Source organism: Flavobacterium shii (assembly GCF_025847235.1).
GTDB lineage: Bacteria > Bacteroidota > Bacteroidia > Flavobacteriales > Flavobacteriaceae > Flavobacterium > Flavobacterium shii.
Genome location: NZ_JAOZEW010000025.1, coordinates 62616 through 83498, shown reverse-complemented (window position 1 = coordinate 83498; position 20883 = coordinate 62616). Strand labels below are relative to the sequence as shown.

Genomic DNA, 20883 nt, shown 5'->3' with positions numbered 1-20883 from the left:
AGCGTCCCGCTCGAGAACCCAAAGTTTATATAACAAAATTGAAATCTCGCTCTACGAAGTGTTCGCAATTGCTGTGGCGAAGTCTCCCGACTTCGTACCCGTTGCTATATTCTGTTCCAAATTTATTTTTTTGATTGTGTTTTCGGATTATTGGAGTGGGTACGAAGTCGGGAGACTTCGTACAGCAACAATATTGGTAGTTATTTTTCTATGCATTAACCTCTTTGCTCATATCAACGAAAGTCAAAACATTATCATCATTCCCCACCAACCACCTCACAAACATCACTCAAAAATTCAAATTCATCTAAAGGAAACATATGCAGAACGGTTTCCAAAATCAAACTCACATTAATAGCTTCATTTTTATTTTTCTCTGAAAGTTTATGAGTTTCTTCATCTAGTGCCAGAATGCATAATTTTAGCATATCGGTAATAACGCAACCCAACTCAAAATAATTTACAAACTTAATTTGAGCGATGTAAGCTTTCGATTTGTCATTGGTAGGTTTTAGGGTACGGAAATGTAAGGCGATTAATCTTTTGAGATTCTCTAAGGTTTTAGTTTCATTGGTTTCCATGATTGTATATTTTATTATAATAAAAATCTTACTTTTGTTTTACTTCGGCGAAGGAAGTAATTGATTGTACTGTACCAAATCATTTTTTGCCGTATTGTACAGCGCTAAATATGTTTTTTACATCTTGTTTTTTATTATACTTAATCATTATCTTTGAATTATGAGCACACTTACAAAACCAAATCATATAGGGCGAAAAATTAGCCGTATTCGTGAACTTCGTGATATGAAACAGGAAGCTTTGGCGCAGGCTTTAGGAACAAACCAACAAGCTATATCGGCTTTAGAAAATAGCGAAACCATAGACGAAGAAAAATTGATTGAAGTAGCAAAAGCACTTGGTGTAACGGTAGATGCTATTAAGAATTTTTCGGACGAAGCAGCAATTAATTATTTTAATACTTTCAATGAAAGTCCTAATAACTATTTTGGACTTAATAATTGTACTTTTAATCCATTAGATAAATTAATGGAAACAGTAGAAGAGAACAAAAAACTTTACGAACGTTTGGTTCAAACCGAAAAGGATAAAGTAGAATATTTAGAAAAATTACTGGCAGGAAAATAACATTTTTTAAAGGGAGTATGTTCACTTGGTCAAATTACTTCGGCATTGTTTGAAGTAGGAGGGCAGTATAGGATTAAAATAATAAAAAAGGCAGCTCAATCAAGCTGCCTTTTTCATGTCTTAAATAGGGATTTATATATCTTACTATTAATTTATTCCACTCTGTTTTAAATAGGTTTTTTCTTATTTTTAATGAAATTTTTAAATATATTTGATATTGAAAATATTGCATTAAATTTAGAGGGAATATTAATTGGACTTGAGGAATTTTAAAGAAGAATATAGGAAATGAAGAAGCAGGAAGGTATTCAGATATTTGAAGAAAAAAGAGTAAGAACTATTTGGAATCAAGAAGAGGAGAAATGGTATTTTTCTATTGTTGATATTATACAGGTATTAACAGACAGTCTTAATTCAAGAAAATATTGGAGCGTATTAAAAATACGTTTAAAGAAAGAAGGAAGTCAGTTGACTACAATTTGTAGTCAACTGAAAATGCAGTCAACGGATGGTAAATATTACAAAACGGATGTAGCAGATACAGAACAATTATTTCGTTTAATACAATCAATTCCTTCACCAAAAGCAGAACCATTTAAGCTATGGTTGGCGCAAATAGCATCAGAACGTTTGGATGAAATGCAGGATCCCGAACTTTCCATAGACAGAGCTTTAGAGCAGTATTTGCAATTAGGATATTCTGAAAGTTGGATAAATCAGCGTTTGAAAAGTATTGAAATTCGTAAAGAATTAACTAATGAATGGAAGAGTAGAGGTATTCAAGAAGGAACTCAATTTGCAACATTAACAGATATCATTTCAAACGCATGGTCAGGAAAGACAACTAAAGAGTATAAAATACTTAAAGGATTGAAGAAAGAGAATTTGAGAGATAACATGACAAATACAGAATTAATTCTGAATATGTTGGCTGAAGCATCTACAAAAGAAATCTCTAGCGCTATTAAACCAGAAAGTTTTGATGAAAGTAAAGACGTTGCTAAACAAGGTGGCAACGTTGCAAAAGTGGCTTTAAAAGAATTAGAATCCAAAACAGGAAAAAAAGTAGTTACAGCACTTAATGCTAAGGAAATGTTGCAACAACAAATTAATCCTAAAAAAGAGGAGTAATACCTCATAATAGAGAATTTTATTAATTTAGAAACCTTTCAGAGATGAAAGGTTTTTTTATATTTTAGTGTTATGAAAAACACTACCTATTATATTTTGTTTCTTTTTGTTACGGTTTTTTGTTATAGCCAAGATAAGCAATTGTTACAAACGGGAGTTATTATCGATTCGGTAAAAATTACAACTACGCCAACGGAATCGTATGCAATATATTTGCCTAAAAAGTATGATGCTAAAACCCGTTCCACGAAGTGTTCGCAATTGCTGAGGCGAAGTTTCCCGATTTCGTATCAATTCCAATAATGCGCAAAGAGAATCAAAAAGATAAATTTGGAACAGAATATAGCGACGGGTGCGAAGTCGGGAGACTTCACACAGCGCGCTATATCTGCCATAGAAAATAGCGAAACCATAGATGAAGAAAAACTGATTGAAGGAGCAAAAGTGCTTGGTGTAACTGTAGATGCAATTAAGAATTTTTCTGACGAAGCAGCAATTAATTATTTTAATACTTTCAATGAAAGTCCTAATAACTATTTTGGACTTAATAATTGTACATTCAATCCATTAGATAAATTAATGGAAACAGTAGAAGAAAACAAAAAACTTTACGAACGCTTGGTTCAATCCGAAAAGGATAAAGTAGAATATTTAGAAAAATTACTAAAAGAAAAATAATTCCATAAAAAAAGCAGCCCTTGAAAAGGAGCTGCTTTTATAATTAACTAGTTTGTTTGTAATGCTTTATTTAAGCGGGGTATAATTATTAACGACGAAAAGCTGGGCTTTGGTTGAAAGTTTCGTCTGATTTTTTATTTGCTTTTGAAGATTTTACAACAATTTCATGTTTCACTTTCTTAGCATTGTCTTGTAATTCCAAGTAATAAGTTCCTGCAGGAAATCCTTCTAAGCTTACTGTTTTTGAAGTTTCTAATTCATCTGCTGCCAGTCCTTTGTAGATCAAGTGACTTTCTCCATCAAAAATTGAATAATTAGATTTTTGTTCTCCATTTAAGGTAAAACTAACTACTTTGCCATTTCCGGTTTTTATATTTAAAATATAATCTCCTTTTCCATCAATCGCATAAGTACTCATCGTTGTAAAAAAAATAACCAATACTAAGCTTAATCCTAAAATCTTCTTCATGTCTTTGTTTTTTGTTCTTAAATTTCCAATTCGTGGTCGCGCAAAACTACAAATAGTTCGTTAATTACAAAATATTTTTCATGTTAATTTTTGTTCTAAGTAACTGACTTAAAAGTCTTTCGCTGCCATCTTGAGCTATATACGGATTTGTAGCTATGTTGGATGTATTTTTTATAATATTTTTTTAATCAGTACTTTATATTTTTGTAGTAATTAGTGTATAAAGTGTGAATTTAAAACAAAACAAGATTGAAAAAAGTACTTTATTTTGAAGATTTAGCAATGTTTTGGAATAAAAAAAACAGCTCCTTTTAATAAAAGAGCTGTTTATAAACGATATCGTTTTTAACTTTACTAACTAATAACTCACTTTAATAAATGAGGGTAACCTAATTTTTTAGCGTATTGCTACACTAGTATTTTTATCATAATTTGTCTTGTATGTTTGAGAAACTGCTTTTGTATATAATGTAGATGCTTCATTGGAAACGTTAATTTCATATCTCACTTTTTTCACATTATCCTCAATATCCAAGTAATAAGTTCCCTCTGGAAACTCTTGTAAATCAAATGCTTTTAAAATTCCACCTTTACCCGTTGCATATTCAGAGTAAATTAAAATACCATCTTTGTCGTAAATAGAAAGATTTGCTTTAGGTACATTGTTTAAAGCAAAGCTAATTAGTTTACCATCGCCTTTTCTTACGTGAAGAGCAAAATCTGCATTTCCATCAATTGCGTAAGTACTCATTCCTGTTAATAGTACTGCAATTACCAAACTTAATTTTAGAATCTTTTTCATGGCTGTAGTTTTTTTAATTATTAGTTCTAAATCTCTGATGCTAAATTACTTCAGGAATACAATATTTTACACAACTCTATTGGCAGATTTCTATGCTATATTCTCATTTACGAAAGCGTTATAGGTTAAATTTTGAATTATATTAGGCGTTTTAGTTAATTTTGCTATTATTTTTTAAAGATTTTATCATGAAGACCATCGCCCCCGCTCTTGAAGTGATATCTAACTCCTACGGAAGTTCTTTTTCTTATATCAAACACGCCGAAAAAAGTAATAGTAAAGCTCATTTATGGCATTATCATCTTGAAATTGAGTTGGTTTACGTAAATGGAGGTGCTGGAAAAAGACAAATAGGAAGCCACGTTTCTTATTATACAAATGGAGATTTGATATTAATAGGTACTAATTTACCTCATTGTGGTTTTACTAATGAACAAACAGGGAATAAGAATGAAACTGTTATTCACATTAAACCAGAATTCTTAGGAAATGATTTTTTTGGAGCTCCCGAAATGAAAAATGTCCAAAACGTTTTTAGTCAGGCTAAAGGAGGAATCGCATTTACTGGAGAAACTAAAAAACGTATTGGGAATAAAATCGAAATGATGGAACATCAACTTCCATTGGAGCGACTGTTAACACTATTGAGTATTTTGGACGAATTACAATCTTCGGAAGATTATACGGTTTTAAATGCGGATGGTTTTTCGTTGGAATTATATGCACAGGATAATGATCGTATTAATGTTATTTTTAATTATGTAAAGGATCATTTTCAGGAAGCCATTTCTTTAGATGAAGTTTCGAATCTTATAAGTATGACAGTACCTTCATTTTGCCGATACTTTAAAAAAATAACCAATAAAACATTTACCACTTTTGTAAATGAATATCGTTTGGTACATGCCTCTAAACTTTTGGCAGAAAAGCCTATTAGTATAAATGAAGTTTGTTACGAAAGCGGTTTTAATAATTTTAGTCACTTTAGTAAGTTATTTAAAACCTATACAGGAAAAAGCGCCTTGCAATACCGTCAGGAATTAAAAACGGTCATTAAGTAGTCTTAACCGCAAAGATTTTACCGCAAAGAGCGCAAAACTTTTTTTAATCTACGGGAAGAAAAAAGGGAACATGGATGATACGGGTTTACAAAAGTAAAGACGCGGATAAAAACGGATTTTGAAAATAATAAAAATAAAATCCGTTTTTATCTGTGTTTTCGCCTTGGCGAATCCGTATCATCCGTGTTACCTTTTTTAGACAATCTTCATAATTTGAATTCTATCAAGTCTGTTTTAAGAACCCAATTACTGGCTAGTAATAATTTATTATTTAGAAATGAAGTCTCATTTTATATGTGATAAAAATTTATATTTACATGTTTGTTGCTAAGTATTATAACAAACAGATAGTAATTAGTTAGATTTAATCAAATACACCAAAATTATAACTTAATGAATTTATTTAAAAAACTTATTGTATTCACATTTGCTGGAATTGTAGTTTCTAGCTGTAATAAAAAAGAGGCAGCAGTATTTCCAGATCCATTAATAACCAACCGTGATACTACTGTAAATCCTGCGGATGATTTTTTTAATTATGCTAATAATGGATGGTTTAAAAAGAATCCAATTCTTAAAACAGATAGTAATAACGGTATTATGAGGCTTGTTACCGATACTATTAATGCTCAAATAAAAAGCATTTGCGAAAAATCGGCTGAAGATGCGTCGGCAGCAAAAGGAAGTAATAAACAAAAAATAGGTGATTTTTATGCTTCGGGTATGGATACTATTTCTATAGAAAAAGCAGGTTTAAATCCGCTTAAAAGCGAAATGAAAAATATAGAATCTATAAAAGATATTCCTTCTTTGGTAACTTCTATAGCACATTTACAAACAATTGGGGCAAGTCCTGCTTTCTCATTTTATGTGGGACAAGATGACAAGATAAGTACCAAATATGCTTTGTTTTTTAATCAGGGCGGATTAGGAATGGGACAAAGAGATTTTTATCTGGATGGAGACAAACGAAATGTTTCTATTCGTAAAGAATATTTGGCTCATCTTGAAGCTATGATGAAATTAATAGGTGAAGATGGAGCAAGTGCTTCCAAAAGTGCTGCAAGTATAATGAAACTCGAAACAGATTTGGCAAAATCTTCTCGTAAACTTGAATTGCTTCGTGATCCTGTAAAAAATTACAATAAAATTACAGTGGATGAATTTAATAAAATGACTCCAAATATAGATTGGAAAACTGTTTTGCCAGTTTTAGGAATTGCCAAAGCTGATTCGGTAATTGTTGGGCAACCAGAGTTTTTTAAAGCATTAAACGGATTATTGAAAAGTTATACAATTGAGGATTGGAAAACATATCTTAAATGGAATTTGGTAAATTCTTATGCCGATTATCTAAATGCAGCTATCGAGAATCAGAATTTCAAATTCTTCTCTACTGTAATGAATGGCGTAACTACTCAAAAACCACGTTGGAAAAGAGTTGTTGGTCAAACCGATGATTTTTTGGGTGATTTAATAGGGCAGGTTTATGTTGCTGAGTATTTGCCAAAAGGGATTAAAGAGAAGTTACTGGAAATCGGGAATAATATTCGTGATGTATTTGCTTTGCATATCAAGAAACTAGATTGGATGAGTGATGCTACCAAAGAAAAAGCATTGAAAAAATTGAGCAAAATTGTAATGAAAGTGGGATATCCTGATAAATGGAAAGACATGAGTAAACTTACGATTGATAGAAATTCGTATTGCAGTAATGTGATAAAAGCCAATTCCTGGCATTATAACTATATGGCTGGTAAATATGGTAAGCCTGTAGACAGAACCGAATGGAGTATGCAGCCACAAACCTACAATGCGTATTACAGTCCTAGTAATAACGAAATTGTAATTCCGGCATGTAATGCTATTGTACCGGGTTATGAAGGGCGTATGCCGGATGATGCTATATTATATGGAATAATCGGAGGTTCTTTCTTTGGACATGAAATCACGCATGGTTTTGACGATCAGGGAAGTCAATATGACGAAAATGGGAACTTAAATAATTGGTGGACTGCCGAAGATTTAAAGAAATTTCAAGCTAAGACTAAATTAATTGTTTCGCAGTATAATAAATTTACTGTTCTTGGTAAACATGTAAATGGCGAAGCTACTCAAGGAGAAAATATTGCCGATCTTGGCGGTGTGGTTGTAGGATATGAGGCATTTAAGAAAACGGCACAATATAAAAACAATGAAAAAATTAGCGGATTAACTCCAGATCAGCGTTATTTCCTTGCTTATGCCTATTCATGGATGATAAATAGGAGAGATGAGTCGAAGATTAATCAAATCATGACCGATGTGCATGCGCCAGAGCAATTTAGAGTAAACGGACCATTAAGCAATATCCCAGAATTCTATAAAGCATTCAATGTAAAAAAAGGAGATAAGATGTATCAACCAGATAGTTTACGAGTAGTTATTTGGTAAGCTTTTTTAAGGTGTTGAGAGACTAAGGTTATTTATAGGTTTGAAGAAAGGTTCAAAGGCACTGGGGGTTGGATTGAACATAAAACAAACGCAATCTTATTCATAAACTTGCACGAGAAATCTCCGCAAGAAACTGACACAAACATGTCACGTTTCTTGCGGAGATTTTTTTTAGAAGAAGAAGCTTGAGGATAAGAACTAAGTTTCGGGCAAGATAGCGGTTATTGTATGTTTAATCCAAACCTTAGTATCTTAGTTTCTCAGCACCTCCCTTTTAACCTTTGTCCCTTTATGCCTCAGCACCTTTGAGCCTTTTTTTAAGAACCTTTTTTCAAACCTTTTTCATATCTTAGAGCCTCAGAACCTTAATTCCTTTATAGAAAAAATGAAAAACTTTAAAATTGTATTGTTGGCTGTTTTTTTATTCAGTTGCCTTTTATCTTATGGTGCCAAAGTAGATACCCTGCAAATAGAGAGTGTAGCAATGGGGAAAACTTATAAGACGGCAGTTGTTTTACCAAATTCTTATGTCAAAAGTAAAGCTTCCTATCCAGTATTGTATTTATTGCATGGGGCTTACGGACATTTTGGGGATTGGTTGAAAAATACACCAGATAAAAAATTAGTGCAAAATTTATCCGATCAATACAATTTGATAATTGTAATGCCCGAAGGAGAAACATTTAGTTTTTACTTGGATAGTCCAGTAAATAAAGAAAGCCAGTTTGAGACTTATATTACCAAAGAAGTAATTGAGAAAATTGATAAAACCTATCGTACAATTAGGGATAAAAAGGGTAGAGTAATTTCGGGACTTTCTATGGGAGGTCATGGAGCATTGTATTTATCATCCAAGCATCCGGATTTATTTTGTGCTGCAGGAAGTATGAGTGGCGCTGTAGATATGGGTATAATGCTTTATCGTGACCCAGCCAAGGTAACCGAATTAATGGCACCAGTTTTTGGAAAAGAAGGAGCATCACAGGAAGTATATGCATCTTATGCAGTACTTGGGATGGTAGATAAAATGAAAGCCAATAAACTAGCTTTAATTATGGATTGTGGAGTTGATGATTTTTTAATAGAGCCCAATCGTGAATTACACCGAAGACTAGTTTATAATAAAGTAGAACATGATTACACCGAAAGACCAGGAGCGCATACCTGGGAATATTGGGAAAACTCATTGCCGTACCATGTATTGTATTTTAGTAAAGTATTAGCGAAGAATGGCGTTGTTGTAAATTAAAAGACGAAACACGAATTAAAAATTTTGATCTGTGGCAAAAAAAACTAACCATTAAGAGATTAAGGTTTATTAAGTCTTAAAAATTGGATCGCTTAATGGAACGCAGATAACGCAGATTAAACGGATTTAATTTTTGGTTGCATTTACATTGATAAAATATTGATGAAGGAATCTTTTTAATTATTTTAATCTGTGGCAAAAGAATATTGTTTTGTGTGTTTTTCTTTAGTATTGGAAGCTAATGAGATAAGGGGGGAATTGAGTTGTTTTTTTTATGTTTTTTAAGATGAATTTTATTTTTTTTTAAAGAAATCATCCCTATTTATTTTTTTTGGTTTAATTTTTGGAATACCTTTATATAGAAAAATCTTAAAAAATAAAAAACATGAAAAAGATAATTACACTTTTTGCGATTATAGGATTAGTTGCATTTTCGAGTTGTGAAGGGCCAGAAGGGCCAATGGGACCTCCAGGATTTGATACTCCATTGCCACAAGTTTTTGAGGTAAATAATGTTGCTTTTGATGCAAATGGAAATGGGATTGTACAAAGATTTAAGACTTCAATTCTTTCAGGTGATGTGGTTTTAATTTATAGATTAACCGGTGTTACAGGGAATAACCGTGATGTTTGGAGTCCAATTCCAGAATCTCATTATTATACTGATGGTACTTTATTTTTTACATATAAATTTAATTTTAGTCAAGATGATTTTGAGATATATGTTGATGGTTTTGAATTGAATACTATTCCAAATAATTTGAGAACTAATCAAACATTTCGTATTGTAATCGTTCCTGCTGATGATGGATTTAATACTAAAAAATCAGTTAATAAGGCGGATTACTTAGATTACGATGCTGTTATCAAGAAATATAATATTGATGATAGTAATGTTAAAAGATTAAATTAATATAACAAAAAAAGGGAATCGTAAGATTCCCTTTTTTTTGTGTTAACTACTGTAAGTTGAGATATTAAGAAAGAATTAAACTTCTATTCTTAATAAACCGTAACCCCTTAATGGTTCGAAAAAAAACGTTTTAATCTGTGATTTCGCTTTAGCGAATCTGTCCCGAGGCTTCGGGATCGCGTTCCATTTTCTCGTTGCAAATTAGTATGATGAAATACTAATTCTCTGGTTCAGAAACTTTTTCGTCTACTTTATTTTTACTTAGTTGTAAAGAAACAATGATTCCTACAGCAAGCGAAAGTCCGATGAAGGCTAGTGAAGCCCATTCTGGGATTTCGATAAAATCGTGTAGTAACATTTTAAGACCTACAAAGCTTAAAATTGCAATTAAGCTATATTCTAAGTGGCTGAATTTTGCCAACATATTAGCAAGGAAGAAATACATAGAACGTAATCCAAGGATAGCAAATATATTAGAGCTGAATACTAAAAACGGATCTGATGTTATGGCAAGGATTGCAGGAACACTATCTACAGCAAATAATACATCCATTACCTCGATTACAATTAGGGCTACAAATAATGGTGTGGCAGCTTTTCCTTTGGAAGTTGGTATAAAGAACTTTTCTCCATCTGTTTCAGACGTAATAGGCATGATTTTACCTAAGGCTTTATATACAAAAGAGTCTTTTGGATGAAAATCCTCATCGTCTTTGGAGAATAACATTTTTATTGCTGTGAAAAGCAAGAATGCACCAAATAAGTAAGTTGTCCAGGTAAATTTGTTAATAAGCATTACACCAAAGAATATCATAATACCTCTAAACACGATAGCACCAAGGATTCCCCAGAATAAAACGCGGTGTTGGTATTTTTGCGGGATTTTGAATGAAGCAAAAATAATAGCAATCACAAAGATATTATCGACACTTAGAGATAGTTCTATTAAGTAACCTGTGATGAATTTTATAGCTGCAGCTGTTGGTTTCAAACCATCGGGGTTTTCTATATAATTGGTAGTGTACAACCAATATATTACTCCAGAAAACAAAAATGAAGTACTTACCCATATAAGTGTCCATTTGCTGGCTTCCTTTGTACTTATAATATGTGGTGTTTTATTGAATACACCAAGGTCAAGTGCTAGGATAAGCATTACCACTACCAAAAAGAGAATCCAGACAATCATAAATTATGTTATTTTAATGAACTACAAAGATAGTTTTTGGTTTTAGACTTGGAAACTTATTTTGGTGAAATGTGGGGAAAGTGAAAAGAGTTTAATGTTTAAGGTTTAAAGCTTTTTAGCATTAAAGAATTAGGGTTTAAATAGTATCGATTGATGGAACGCAAAGAGCGCAAAGTTTTTAATCTGTGGCAAGAAAAATTGATAGAGAAGAGTTCGCAAAGTTTTTCTCCAATTTTGTCATGCTGAGCGTCCCGAAACTTCGGGAGAAGAGTCCTCACAAGTAGCTCGATAATGCAGGGACAAGTTTGAGAGAGTATCCAATAAACAATTAAAAAAAGAATGAGTATATACTCTATAAAAATTATCAGGTTACTTTTTTAAACATTAAAGAAGTGATTTTTCTTATTAAGAGATTAAGGAAGTCTAAGCTGAACCTTACTATCTTAATAGTTGAAAAAACAAAAAAAAGTGCCTACATATATATGGGGCACTTTTGTATTTTATAAAGCTATGGAATTTACAATGCTGACTTAACAGTTGTGATAATTCTTGCAGCAATTTTATATGGGTCACCGTTAGATGCTGGTCTTCTGTCTTCCAACCATCCTTTCCAACCTTTTTGTACAGTAATTAATGGAATTCTTATAGATGCTCCTCTGTCAGAAATACCGTAAGAGAAATCATGAATAGAAGCAGTTTCATGCTTACCAGTTAAACGTAAATCATTGTAAGCACCGTAAACAGCAATATGCTCAGCAGTTACAGGACGGAAAGCTTCACAGATTCTTTCGTAAGTAGCTTGGTCTCCACATGTTCTTAAAACTTCGTTAGAGAAGTTAGCATGCATTCCAGATCCATTCCAATCTGTATCTCCAAGTGGTTTTGGGTGATACTCGATATAGTAACCATATTTCTCTGTTAAACGATCTAATAAATATCTTGCAATCCAGATTTCATCACCTGCTTTTTTGGCTCCTTTAGCAAATAATTGAAATTCCCATTGTCCGCAAGCAACCTCTTGGTTAATACCTTCAAAGTTAATACCGGCAGCGATACATAAATCAGCGTGTTCCTCTACTAATTTTCTTCCGTGAGTATTTTTTCCACCTACAGAGCAGTAGTACATACCTTGTGGAGCAGGATATCCTCCAACAGGGAAGCCTAATGGCAATAAAGTTTTAGTATCCATGATGAAATACTCTTGTTCGAATCCAAACCAAAAATCATCATTATCATCATCAATTGTAGCTCTACCGTTAGAAGGATGTGGAGTTCCATCAGCATACATAACCTCAGACATTACTAAGTATCCATTAATACGAGTTGGATCTGGGTAAATTGCAACAGGAACTAATAAACAGTCCGAAGAACCTCCTTCAGCTTGTTTTGTCGATGAACCATCAAATGACCAGTTTCCAAGTTCTTCTAGTGTTCCTTTGAAGTTTTCATGTTCTTCAACTTTAGTTTTGCTTCTAAGATTTTGAGTCGGTTCATATCCATCTAACCAAATGTACTCTAACTTTATTTTAGCCATAATAATATAAATTAATTTTTTTGATTTTTTTGTTGGGTCAAATATATATTTAATTTTTTATTGCTAAAAAAATGGGGGTGATTTTTATTTAAGGCATTGTTATTTTTCTCATAAGCTCAATTTTTGCATTGTAAAATTAAAAAAAGGCAATTTTAGAGGGGGATAAAAAATAATTCCGCAATTATAGGCTGTTTTTTTTCGAATGAGCGTTATTTAGTCATTATTAAATTGTGTTATTAATGCTAAAAAATATGGGGTTTTGTTAAATTACTTCGAAAATATGGGGGTGTAGTTTCAATTGTTTCCATAAAAGGGACGAAGCGGGTTATAAAAGAGGGGATTTATTATTATATTTGCTCTTTATTTTAAAATTCAATTAATAACTTAAAATTTGTCTGCATGTCAACATTACGTTTTCAAGCTTTAAAAGAAGCATCAACAAGAAAGCCTGTTCAGTTTGAAGAAACCGACAGAAAATCAATCATTTTTGGTTCGAATGTATTTAACGATAAAGCAATGAAGCAGTATTTGACTTCGGATGCATTTAAAGGAGTACAAGGAGCGGTTCAGCATGGAACTAAGATAGACAGAAAATTGGCCGATTATATCGCAATGGGTATGAAAGAATGGGCACTCTCAAAAGGGGTTACTCATTATACACACTGGTTTCAGCCATTAACAGGAACAACTGCAGAAAAGCATGATGCTTTTTTCGAAACATCTTATGATGGTAGTGATCCAGTAGAGAAATTTGGTGGAGCACAATTGGTACAACAAGAACCAGATGCTTCGAGTTTTCCAAATGGAGGAATAAGAAATACATTCGAAGCAAGAGGATATACAGCTTGGGATCCTACATCTCCAGCATTTATTTTTGGAACTACTTTATGTATACCTACTGTTTTTATTTCTTATACAGGAGAAGCATTAGATAATAAAATTCCATTATTAAGAGCATTATCTGCAATTGATGATGCAGCAACAGATATTTGTAAATATTTTGATAAAAACGTAAAGAAAGTTACTGCAACACTTGGTTGGGAGCAGGAATATTTTCTTATAGACAGGTCTCTAGCCGAATCTCGTCCTGATCTTATGATGACAGGAAGAACTTTGCTGGGGCATACCTCCGCCAAAGGACAACAATTAGACGATCATTATTTTGGTTCAATTCCTACTCGTGCATTACTATATATGAGAGATTTGGAGCAAGAATGTATGTTATTAGGTATACCAGTAAAAACACGTCATAATGAAGTAGCGCCAAATCAGTTTGAGTTGGCTCCTATTTTCGAAGAGACAAATTTGGCAGTAGACCATAATTGTTTATTAATGGATGTAATGCAAAAAGTGGGTGAACGCCACGATTTTAAAGTATTATTTCACGAAAAACCATTTAAAGGAGTTAATGGATCAGGTAAACACAACAACTGGTCATTGGCAACAGATACAGGTGTAAACTTGTTAAGTCCAAGCAAAACCCCAATGAGTAATTTACAATTCTTAACTTTCTTTATCAATACAATTAAAGCAGTTAATGATTATGAAGAATTATTAAGAGCAGCAATTGCAACAGCAAGTAATGATCACCGATTAGGAGCAAATGAAGCGCCACCAGCAATTATTTCTGTGTTTATTGGAGAGCAATTAACAAAGGTTCTGGCAGAATTAGAAGGTGTAACTTCTGGAAAATTATCTCCAGAAGAAAAAACAGACTTAAAACTAAATGTAGTAGGTAAAATTCCAGACGTACTTTTGGACAATACCGACAGAAACAGAACTTCACCATTTGCCTTTACGGGTAATAAATTTGAGTTTAGAGCAGTTGGTTCATCTGCAAACTGTGCCAACTCAATGACTACGCTTAACACAATTGTAGCAAAACAATTAAAAGACTTTAAAGTAGAAGTTGATGCTTTGATCGAATTAAAAGACATGAAGAAAGACGATGCGATCTTTAATGTTTTAAGAGAGTATATTAAAGTTTCTAAAAAAATCCTTTTTGAAGGAGATGGATATAGCGAAGCATGGGAAATCGAAGCTGGTAAAAGAGGTTTGAGTAATCATAAAACAACTCCTGAAGCATTAAAAGCAAGAGCATCTAAACAAGCATTGGATTTATTCTCAGAAATGGGAATTATGAACCATATTGAGGTTGAGGCACGTTACGAAATCGAATTGGAAGAGTACACTAAGAAAATTCAAATAGAAGGTAGAGTTTTAGGAGATATTTCTAAAAATCATGTTATTCCTACTGCTATTCGTTACCAAAATACATTGATAGAAAATGTAAAAGGATTGAAAGAAATCTTTGGAGATGATTTCCTTACTACTGCAAAAGAGCAAATTGTATTGATTAAAGAAATTTCTGGACATATCGAAGGAATCAATTCTAAAGTAGAAGCGATGACCAATGAAAGAAAGAAAGCAAATCACTTGACAGATGCGCAAGAAATGGCTGAAGCTTACTGTAATAAAGTGAAGCCTTATTTTGAGGATATTAGAAATCACTGCGATAAACTAGAGTTACTTGTAGATAACGAAATCTGGACATTAACTAAATACAGAGAGTTACTGTTTACAAAATAAAAGTTATTAACTACTATATGAAGGTCTGGTATTTACCAGACCTTTATTTTTATAGAGTTGCCTGATTCTAAAAAAAGTTGACTATAACTAATTATAATAATTATCCATTAGGTGTTAATAGTTTTTGGTCTAAAAAAAAAATAAGTATTGATAAAATTCGTACATTAGCTATGATAGTTCTGTTAATCAGTAGTTTATGTGAGTATAGGAGTGTATGAATTACTGTCAGGCTCATAACTAAAGTTGGTTGATTTATTCTTGTCTAGATAAATTTTGTCGTATTAGTTCCTATAGAGTACGAATTATTTAATTATTTCAAAACGCATCAATGCCCGAGTGGAAATACCATGGTATGGATCTAGATTTCCAAACACTTTTTTCTGAAAATCCGATAAGAATCTCAAACTTATCGGATTTTTTTCTGTTTCAGACAATCTATAAACACGACAATTAAAAAAACTGGTTATCTTTGCACAACATCAACAACACAAACTAATTTCATGAGTTCAGATTCTAGCAAAAGGTACGCACAAAGAGGTGTTTCGGCATCCAAAGAAGACGTACACAACGCCATAAAAAATATTGATAAAGGATTGTTTCCACAAGCATTCTGTAAAATTGTTCCAGACTATTTAACCCAAGATCAGGATTATTGCTTGATTATGCATGCCGATGGTGCGGGTACAAAATCATCTTTGGCCTATATGTACTGGAAAGAAACAGGTGATTTATCGGTATGGAAAGGCATTGCACAAGATGCATTAATCATGAACATTGATGATTTATTGTGTGTAGGAGCAACCGATAATATCTTGCTTTCATCAACAATCGGAAGAAATAAAAACCTTATTCCAGTCGAAGTAATTTCAGCAATCATCAACGGAACCGAAGAATTAATAAAAGAGTTAGACACTTTTGGCGTGACCATCCATTCAACCGGAGGAGAAACTGCCGATGTTGGCGATATCGTTCGTACCATAATCGTAGATTCTACCGTAACGGCTCGCATGAAACGTTCAAAAGTTATAGATAATGCCAATATCAAGGCTGGAGACGTAATCGTTGGTTTGGCTTCATTTGGTCAGGCAACTTACGAAAAAAGTTATAATGGCGGAATGGGAAGCAACGGATTAACATCAGCACGTCATGATGTTTTCGGGAAATACCTGGCGACCAAATATCCGGAAAGTTTTGATGCAGCAGTTCCCGAAGAATTAATTTATTCAGGGCAAGTAAAACTTACCGATGCAGTCGAGAATAGCCCAATCGATGCAGGACAATTGGTACTTTCGCCAACAAGAACTTACGCGCCGATTATCAAGAATATATTAGATAAATATACGTCAGACGAAATTCATGGAATGGTACATTGTAGTGGAGGAGCGCAAACAAAAATCCTTCATTTTGTACAGAATTTGCACATTATAAAAGATAATTTATTTCCAGTTCCACCATTGTTTCAACTTATTCAGGAACAATCCAAAACCGATTGGAAAGAAATGTATCAGGTATTTAATTGCGGTCACCGTATGGAATTATACGTCCCAGAAGCGATTGCACAGGATATAATTGCAATTTCAAAATCATACAATGTCGATGCGCAAATCGTAGGAAGAGTAGAGGCAGCAGATGATAAGAAACTAACAATTACTAGCGAATACGGTACATTCAAATATTAAAAAACTAACACGAATTTTACGAATTGTTACTAAATAATTCGTGAAATTCGTGTTTAAAATATCATTAAAATAATTAGCTTTTCAGGAGCTAATCCCGCTATTCGCTATATCTTTTCCCAGCTAAAGAAGCCAGAAAAAGGATGCTGCTACTATCGGGGCTAAAAACCACTTTATTATGTACGAATTAGTTTTTTGGAAATATCTAGAGGGGATTTATTTAAATCACCATGAAGTTTACGAGGCACTTGTCGAAGAACAAGAAGTGGAAGGTTTGGAGCAGCTTCCTGTTGCTGTAATCCTAAACCGAATAAGTTCATTGTTTTCCAAATGGGAAAAAGTCGATGATAACAGCTGGAAAAATAACGATGGTAAAGGAGCTTTCCAAGTAATTACTACGCCGCAAAGTATTAAAATCGATTGTTATGGAACCGAAGGGAAAACAATGGATATATTAGTAAGCGCTTTAGAGGAATTCAAATGTTCGCTATATGATCCACAAGTTCCAGAGCGTTATGACGAAATGAGCGAATAATAAAAAGAGTTTTGAATAGATTATAAAATTAATTTTTTTAAATAAAATGGATTTCAATTTTTCTGAAAATATAGTACTCGAAGACGATTTAGTTTTGTTACGTCCTTTACAAAAAACCGATGTCGAGAATTTATTAGAGATTTCTATCAACGAACCTAATACTTGGGAATATTCGTTAATTCGTGCCAACGGAAAAGAAAACCTAGAGAATTATATAGATATTGCTCTAAAAGCAAGAGAAAAGAAAATTGAATTTCCCTTCATAGTATTTGATAAAAAATCAGGAAAATACGCAGGAAGTACTCGTTTTTACGATATGCAACTGTCTTTTAAAACCTTGCAATTAGGATATACCTGGTATGGTTTGGCCTTTAGAGGAACAGGATTAAATAAGCATTGTAAATTCTTATTATTACAATACGCATTCGAAACTATGGGAATGGAACGAGTAGAATTCCGTGCCGATAATAATAACCAACGAAGCATAGCAGCCATGAAAAGCATCGGTTGCAAAGTCGAAGGTGTTTTGCGTAATCACATGCCTACTTTTGGTAGTGAAGTACGTCGGGATTCTATTATTTTAAGCATTTTGAGAGAAGAATGGTTCGATGAGGTAAAAGAAAACCTGAGACAAAAACTATAATAAAAACGTTCTTTATAATTCACTAAAAAAATTAAGCGCAAAGATTGGCTAAGGTTTAAGTGAATTTTTAGATCTGCTTAATCGAAATTCTATCTAATTTTTTGCTAATAAATGAATTAGTGAAAATTAGTGACTAACTTTTTTACAATCTATGCTCATTAAATCTGCGGTAAAAAATAATTAAAACTTGTTTCTAACCATCTTTCAATAATATATGTTGTTCTTTTCTAATTTTGGCAAGTAATTGATCGATGTGAATTTTTATTTTTTGAGGTAATAAATTCCAGTTTTTATCTTTTTTAAAGCTTCTGCAATAGTCTAAATCGCACTCAACAGCGCGTATAGCGTATTTTTTGCCTTTATAAATAGTGATGATTTTAATTCGTCTTAAGTTGTCATCATCAGTTTTTGTACCATAAACAATTACAGGGTCTACATATCCATCGTCATCTAAATCTTGCGTGCTGCAATATTTTGTCCAAAACCAAATAGTAGTTTCTTCTACTTCGGCACTTTCAACTAAATCATTTATTTTCCATTTTTCAATATAACCACCATGATCATTTAAATAGCAAATTGCTTCGATTCTGGTATTCAAAGTATCTTTAGGCGAAATAACTTTTTGGTTTTCACTAAGGATCAATTCATAAACACCACCTTTATCCTGATATTCGTAGGCTCTGAAAATTGGGAATTTACCACCATCTAAGTCTCGTTCGGTTATTTCAGATTTTGTTAGAATTTTGCTTTGAACCGATTGTGAAAAGCTAATTACAGAATAAGAGAAAAATAATAATAGAATGAAATTTTTCATGAGTTCAATACTTTTTGAGTAGCCAAAGATATTGATTTTTTAACTTCATTAAAAGCATAGAGAGTAAATACGGTATATCGTGGCGATTAATTTGAAACTTAATATAACGGGATTAAAACTGTTTAATTCGCTTCACTGTGTTCCATAATTGATTCACATTCTATTTTTAAACTTAATTAACCTTAATCTCTAAATGGTTTCCATTTTTATTGTAATTAAAATAGAAACATAATGCAGTTTGTAAAAAACTTTGCGAAATTTGCCTTTTTAAATCAATAGAAAGAGACACATGAAAATAAATCCAAAAAACGGAATAGACAAGCTGTTGTTCGGTATGAAACAGAACGACGTTACAGCTATTTATGGCAAACCAGATAGAAACTACAAAGACGAAGATGATAATGTGATTTTTGCTTACAACAAGCTTAAAATAAGATTGACATTTTATCAGGAAGAAGATTTAAGATTGGGTTATGCAGTTGCATCAAGTCCAGATTTGGAAATCTTTGGTTTTAAAATCATAGGAAGAAAAATTTCAGATGTAAAAAAAGATTTGGCAACCAAAGAAATTACAAAATTTACACAAGAAGAGTTTGATACTTTCGAGAATTACTTTAACGAAGAAAACTGGATAATCTTTCAAACAGAATTTGAAGAAGTAGTAAAATTCGAAATTGGTGCAATCATCAATAGTAAAGATGAATTCGATTGGAAATTTCCAACTAAGAAATAAAATTAGAGCATAAAAAAAACCGATAGTTGTGTAACTATCGGTTTTTTTTATGCTCTATATTAAGAGGAACTATTGTTTAGGAGTTGGTTGCTCTTTGTAGATTTCCAATTCAAAAATAAGTGTTGCGTTTGGAGGAATTACTCCACCAGCACCTCTTTCTCCATAAGCTAATTTAGATGGAAGGAAGAATACCGCTTTCTCACCATAAGTCATAAGATCTAAGCCTTCGATAAATCCAGGAATCATACCGTCTTTTTTACCAGCTTGGAAAGGAAATGCTTGATATCCTCCTTGAGCAGCACGGTTTGCATCATGTTTTCCGTAAGTTTTTGCTACTTCCTCGAAGCTACTGTCAAAAAGAGTTCCGTCTTCAAAATAACCAGCATAGTGGAAATAGAAAGTAGAACCATCTGCAGGTTTTACTCCTGTACCTTTTTGGATTATTTTGTAAGCTAAACCAGATGGAGTAGTTGTTGCTGTAGCTTTTGCAGTGTCAAAATAGGCTTTTTTTGCAGCAATTACAGTAGCGTATTTTTCTTTGTATATGCGTTCTTGCTCAAGAGCAGCAGCTTGTGCTTGTTTGTTCTTTTCGGCATCAATTAATGCTTGTTTTTTAGCATCTTCAGCTTTATTATCGTAATAAGCAGCAAATACTTTTGGTGCATCAAACTTTTTTGCCATAGCTCCTTTACGGGTAATAGTAACTTTAAGCATTACATCGTCTTGAAGAATTAGGTTAACAACATCCATACCTTGAACAACGTGTCCAAAGATAGTGTGTTTGTCATTTAACCAAGGTGTCTCTTTATGAGTAATAAAAAACTGACTTCCGTTGGTTGTTGGACCAGAATTTGCCATTGCTAGAATTCCACCTTTATCAAATCTAAGATCAGATACAAATTCATCTTTAAAAGCATATCCAGGACCTCCAGAGCCATTTCCATCTGGATCTCCACCTTGAATCATGAAATCATTGATAACTCTGTGGAATTTTAATCCATCAAAAAATGGTTTTCCTTTTAATCTCTCAACAGTTACATAAGGATTTGTTCCTTCTGCCAATGACACAAAATTAGCGACAGTAATTGGAGCTTTTACGTATTCAAGCAGTAATACAATATCACCTTTTTTGGTTGTAATTGTAGCAAAGATACCTTCGTTTACAGCGGGTTTTGTAGCAACTTTAGTGATGCCTGTTTTTTTGCCTGGAACAGGCTTTTTAGTCTGTGCTTGTAGGTTAAGCATTCCTAAGCAAAATAAAAATAGAATTTTTAATTTCATCTGA

At 32.8% G+C, this 20883-nt stretch carries 20 protein-coding genes; 13 read left to right on the top strand and 7 right to left on the bottom strand.

From position 1 onward, the window contains the following. Window positions 1–257 precede the first annotated feature (257 nt). Window positions 258–581 (bottom strand): hypothetical protein, encoded by a 324-nt coding sequence (locus tag OIU83_RS20070; RefSeq protein ID WP_264208050.1) that lies wholly within the window; start codon window positions 579–581, stop codon window positions 258–260. Between the two features lie 160 nt (window positions 582–741). On the opposite strand from OIU83_RS20070, the gene OIU83_RS20065 reads away from it, so the two are divergent. The 4 genes from OIU83_RS20065 (at window position 742) to OIU83_RS20050 (ending at window position 2958) form a co-directional block, all read left to right on the top strand. After that, complete coding sequence (locus OIU83_RS20065) at window positions 742–1149, top strand: helix-turn-helix domain-containing protein (protein WP_264208049.1); 408 nt, start codon at window positions 742–744, stop codon at window positions 1147–1149. A 288-nt stretch (window positions 1150–1437) separates the two neighbouring features. Continuing rightward, window positions 1438–2280, top strand: a complete 843-nt coding sequence (locus OIU83_RS20060) for a BRO-N domain-containing protein (RefSeq protein ID WP_264208048.1) — start codon at window positions 1438–1440, stop codon at window positions 2278–2280. A gap of 72 nt (window positions 2281–2352) precedes the next feature. Beyond that, a complete protein-coding gene (locus tag OIU83_RS20055; protein WP_264208047.1) occupies window positions 2353–2583 on the top strand; it encodes a hypothetical protein in 231 nt (76 codons plus the stop codon). A 27-nt stretch (window positions 2584–2610) separates the two neighbouring features. Beyond that, a complete protein-coding gene (locus tag OIU83_RS20050) occupies window positions 2611–2958 on the top strand; it encodes a transcriptional regulator (protein ID WP_264208046.1) in 348 nt (115 codons plus the stop codon). 88 nt (window positions 2959–3046) lie between these two features. Here the strand turns inward: OIU83_RS20050 and OIU83_RS20045 are convergent, their stop codons facing one another. Both OIU83_RS20045 and OIU83_RS20040 read right to left on the bottom strand, forming a co-directional pair. Continuing rightward, the gene (locus OIU83_RS20045) at window positions 3047–3427 is read right to left on the bottom strand and encodes a secretion protein (protein WP_264208045.1); all 381 of its coding nucleotides are present in this window, start codon (window positions 3425–3427) and stop codon (window positions 3047–3049) included. A gap of 397 nt (window positions 3428–3824) precedes the next feature. Next, on the bottom strand, window positions 3825–4229 hold the full coding sequence (locus OIU83_RS20040) for a secretion protein (RefSeq protein ID WP_264208044.1): 405 nt from the start codon (window positions 4227–4229) through the stop codon (window positions 3825–3827). A gap of 188 nt (window positions 4230–4417) precedes the next feature. Here OIU83_RS20040 and OIU83_RS20035 point away from each other — a divergent pair, with 188 nt between their 5' ends. The 4 genes from OIU83_RS20035 (at window position 4418) to OIU83_RS20020 (ending at window position 9885) form a co-directional block, all read left to right on the top strand. After that, a complete protein-coding gene (locus OIU83_RS20035; protein ID WP_264208043.1) occupies window positions 4418–5290 on the top strand; it encodes an AraC family transcriptional regulator in 873 nt (290 codons plus the stop codon). Between the two features lie 393 nt (window positions 5291–5683). After that, the gene (locus OIU83_RS20030) at window positions 5684–7723 is read left to right on the top strand and encodes a M13 family metallopeptidase (protein WP_264208042.1); all 2040 of its coding nucleotides are present in this window, start codon (window positions 5684–5686) and stop codon (window positions 7721–7723) included. A 385-nt stretch (window positions 7724–8108) separates the two neighbouring features. After that, window positions 8109–8972: an alpha/beta hydrolase gene (locus OIU83_RS20025; RefSeq protein WP_264208041.1), complete on the top strand. Its 864-nt coding sequence runs from the start codon at window positions 8109–8111 to the stop codon at window positions 8970–8972. 385 nt (window positions 8973–9357) lie between these two features. After that, on the top strand, window positions 9358–9885 hold the full coding sequence (locus tag OIU83_RS20020) for a hypothetical protein (protein WP_264208040.1): 528 nt from the start codon (window positions 9358–9360) through the stop codon (window positions 9883–9885). A gap of 217 nt (window positions 9886–10102) precedes the next feature. On the opposite strand, the gene OIU83_RS20015 is transcribed toward OIU83_RS20020, so the two are convergent. Then, entirely contained in the window at window positions 10103–11074 is a 972-nt protein-coding gene (locus tag OIU83_RS20015; protein WP_264208039.1) for a TerC family protein, read from the bottom strand. Window positions 11075–11591: 517 nt separating this feature from the next. Beyond that, on the bottom strand, window positions 11592–12608 hold the full coding sequence (locus OIU83_RS20010; protein WP_264208038.1) for a glutamine synthetase beta-grasp domain-containing protein: 1017 nt from the start codon (window positions 12606–12608) through the stop codon (window positions 11592–11594). Between the two features lie 399 nt (window positions 12609–13007). Here OIU83_RS20010 and OIU83_RS20005 point away from each other — a divergent pair, with 399 nt between their 5' ends. The 4 genes from OIU83_RS20005 to OIU83_RS19990 all read left to right on the top strand — a co-directional run bounded on the left by OIU83_RS20005 (window position 13008) and on the right by OIU83_RS19990 (window position 18051). Continuing rightward, the gene (locus OIU83_RS20005) at window positions 13008–15197 is read left to right on the top strand and encodes a glutamine synthetase III family protein (RefSeq protein ID WP_264208037.1); all 2190 of its coding nucleotides are present in this window, start codon (window positions 13008–13010) and stop codon (window positions 15195–15197) included. 500 nt (window positions 15198–15697) lie between these two features. Then, window positions 15698–16876 (top strand): AIR synthase related protein, encoded by a 1179-nt coding sequence (locus OIU83_RS20000; RefSeq protein WP_264208036.1) that lies wholly within the window; start codon window positions 15698–15700, stop codon window positions 16874–16876. A 175-nt stretch (window positions 16877–17051) separates the two neighbouring features. After that, on the top strand, window positions 17052–17408 hold the full coding sequence (locus OIU83_RS19995) for a hypothetical protein (RefSeq protein ID WP_264208035.1): 357 nt from the start codon (window positions 17052–17054) through the stop codon (window positions 17406–17408). A gap of 46 nt (window positions 17409–17454) precedes the next feature. Beyond that, window positions 17455–18051 (top strand): GNAT family N-acetyltransferase, encoded by a 597-nt coding sequence (locus OIU83_RS19990; protein WP_264208034.1) that lies wholly within the window; start codon window positions 17455–17457, stop codon window positions 18049–18051. A gap of 193 nt (window positions 18052–18244) precedes the next feature. Here OIU83_RS19990 and OIU83_RS19985 read toward each other — a convergent pair whose 3' ends face one another. Continuing rightward, window positions 18245–18865: a M949_RS01915 family surface polysaccharide biosynthesis protein gene (locus OIU83_RS19985; protein WP_264208033.1), complete on the bottom strand. Its 621-nt coding sequence runs from the start codon at window positions 18863–18865 to the stop codon at window positions 18245–18247. Window positions 18866–19154: 289 nt separating this feature from the next. Here OIU83_RS19985 and OIU83_RS19980 point away from each other — a divergent pair, with 289 nt between their 5' ends. Continuing rightward, window positions 19155–19598: a hypothetical protein gene (locus tag OIU83_RS19980; RefSeq protein ID WP_264208032.1), complete on the top strand. Its 444-nt coding sequence runs from the start codon at window positions 19155–19157 to the stop codon at window positions 19596–19598. Between the two features lie 69 nt (window positions 19599–19667). Here OIU83_RS19980 and OIU83_RS19975 read toward each other — a convergent pair whose 3' ends face one another. Continuing rightward, window positions 19668–20879, bottom strand: a complete 1212-nt coding sequence (locus OIU83_RS19975) for a peptidylprolyl isomerase (RefSeq protein ID WP_264208031.1) — start codon at window positions 20877–20879, stop codon at window positions 19668–19670. Window positions 20880–20883 lie beyond the last annotated feature (4 nt).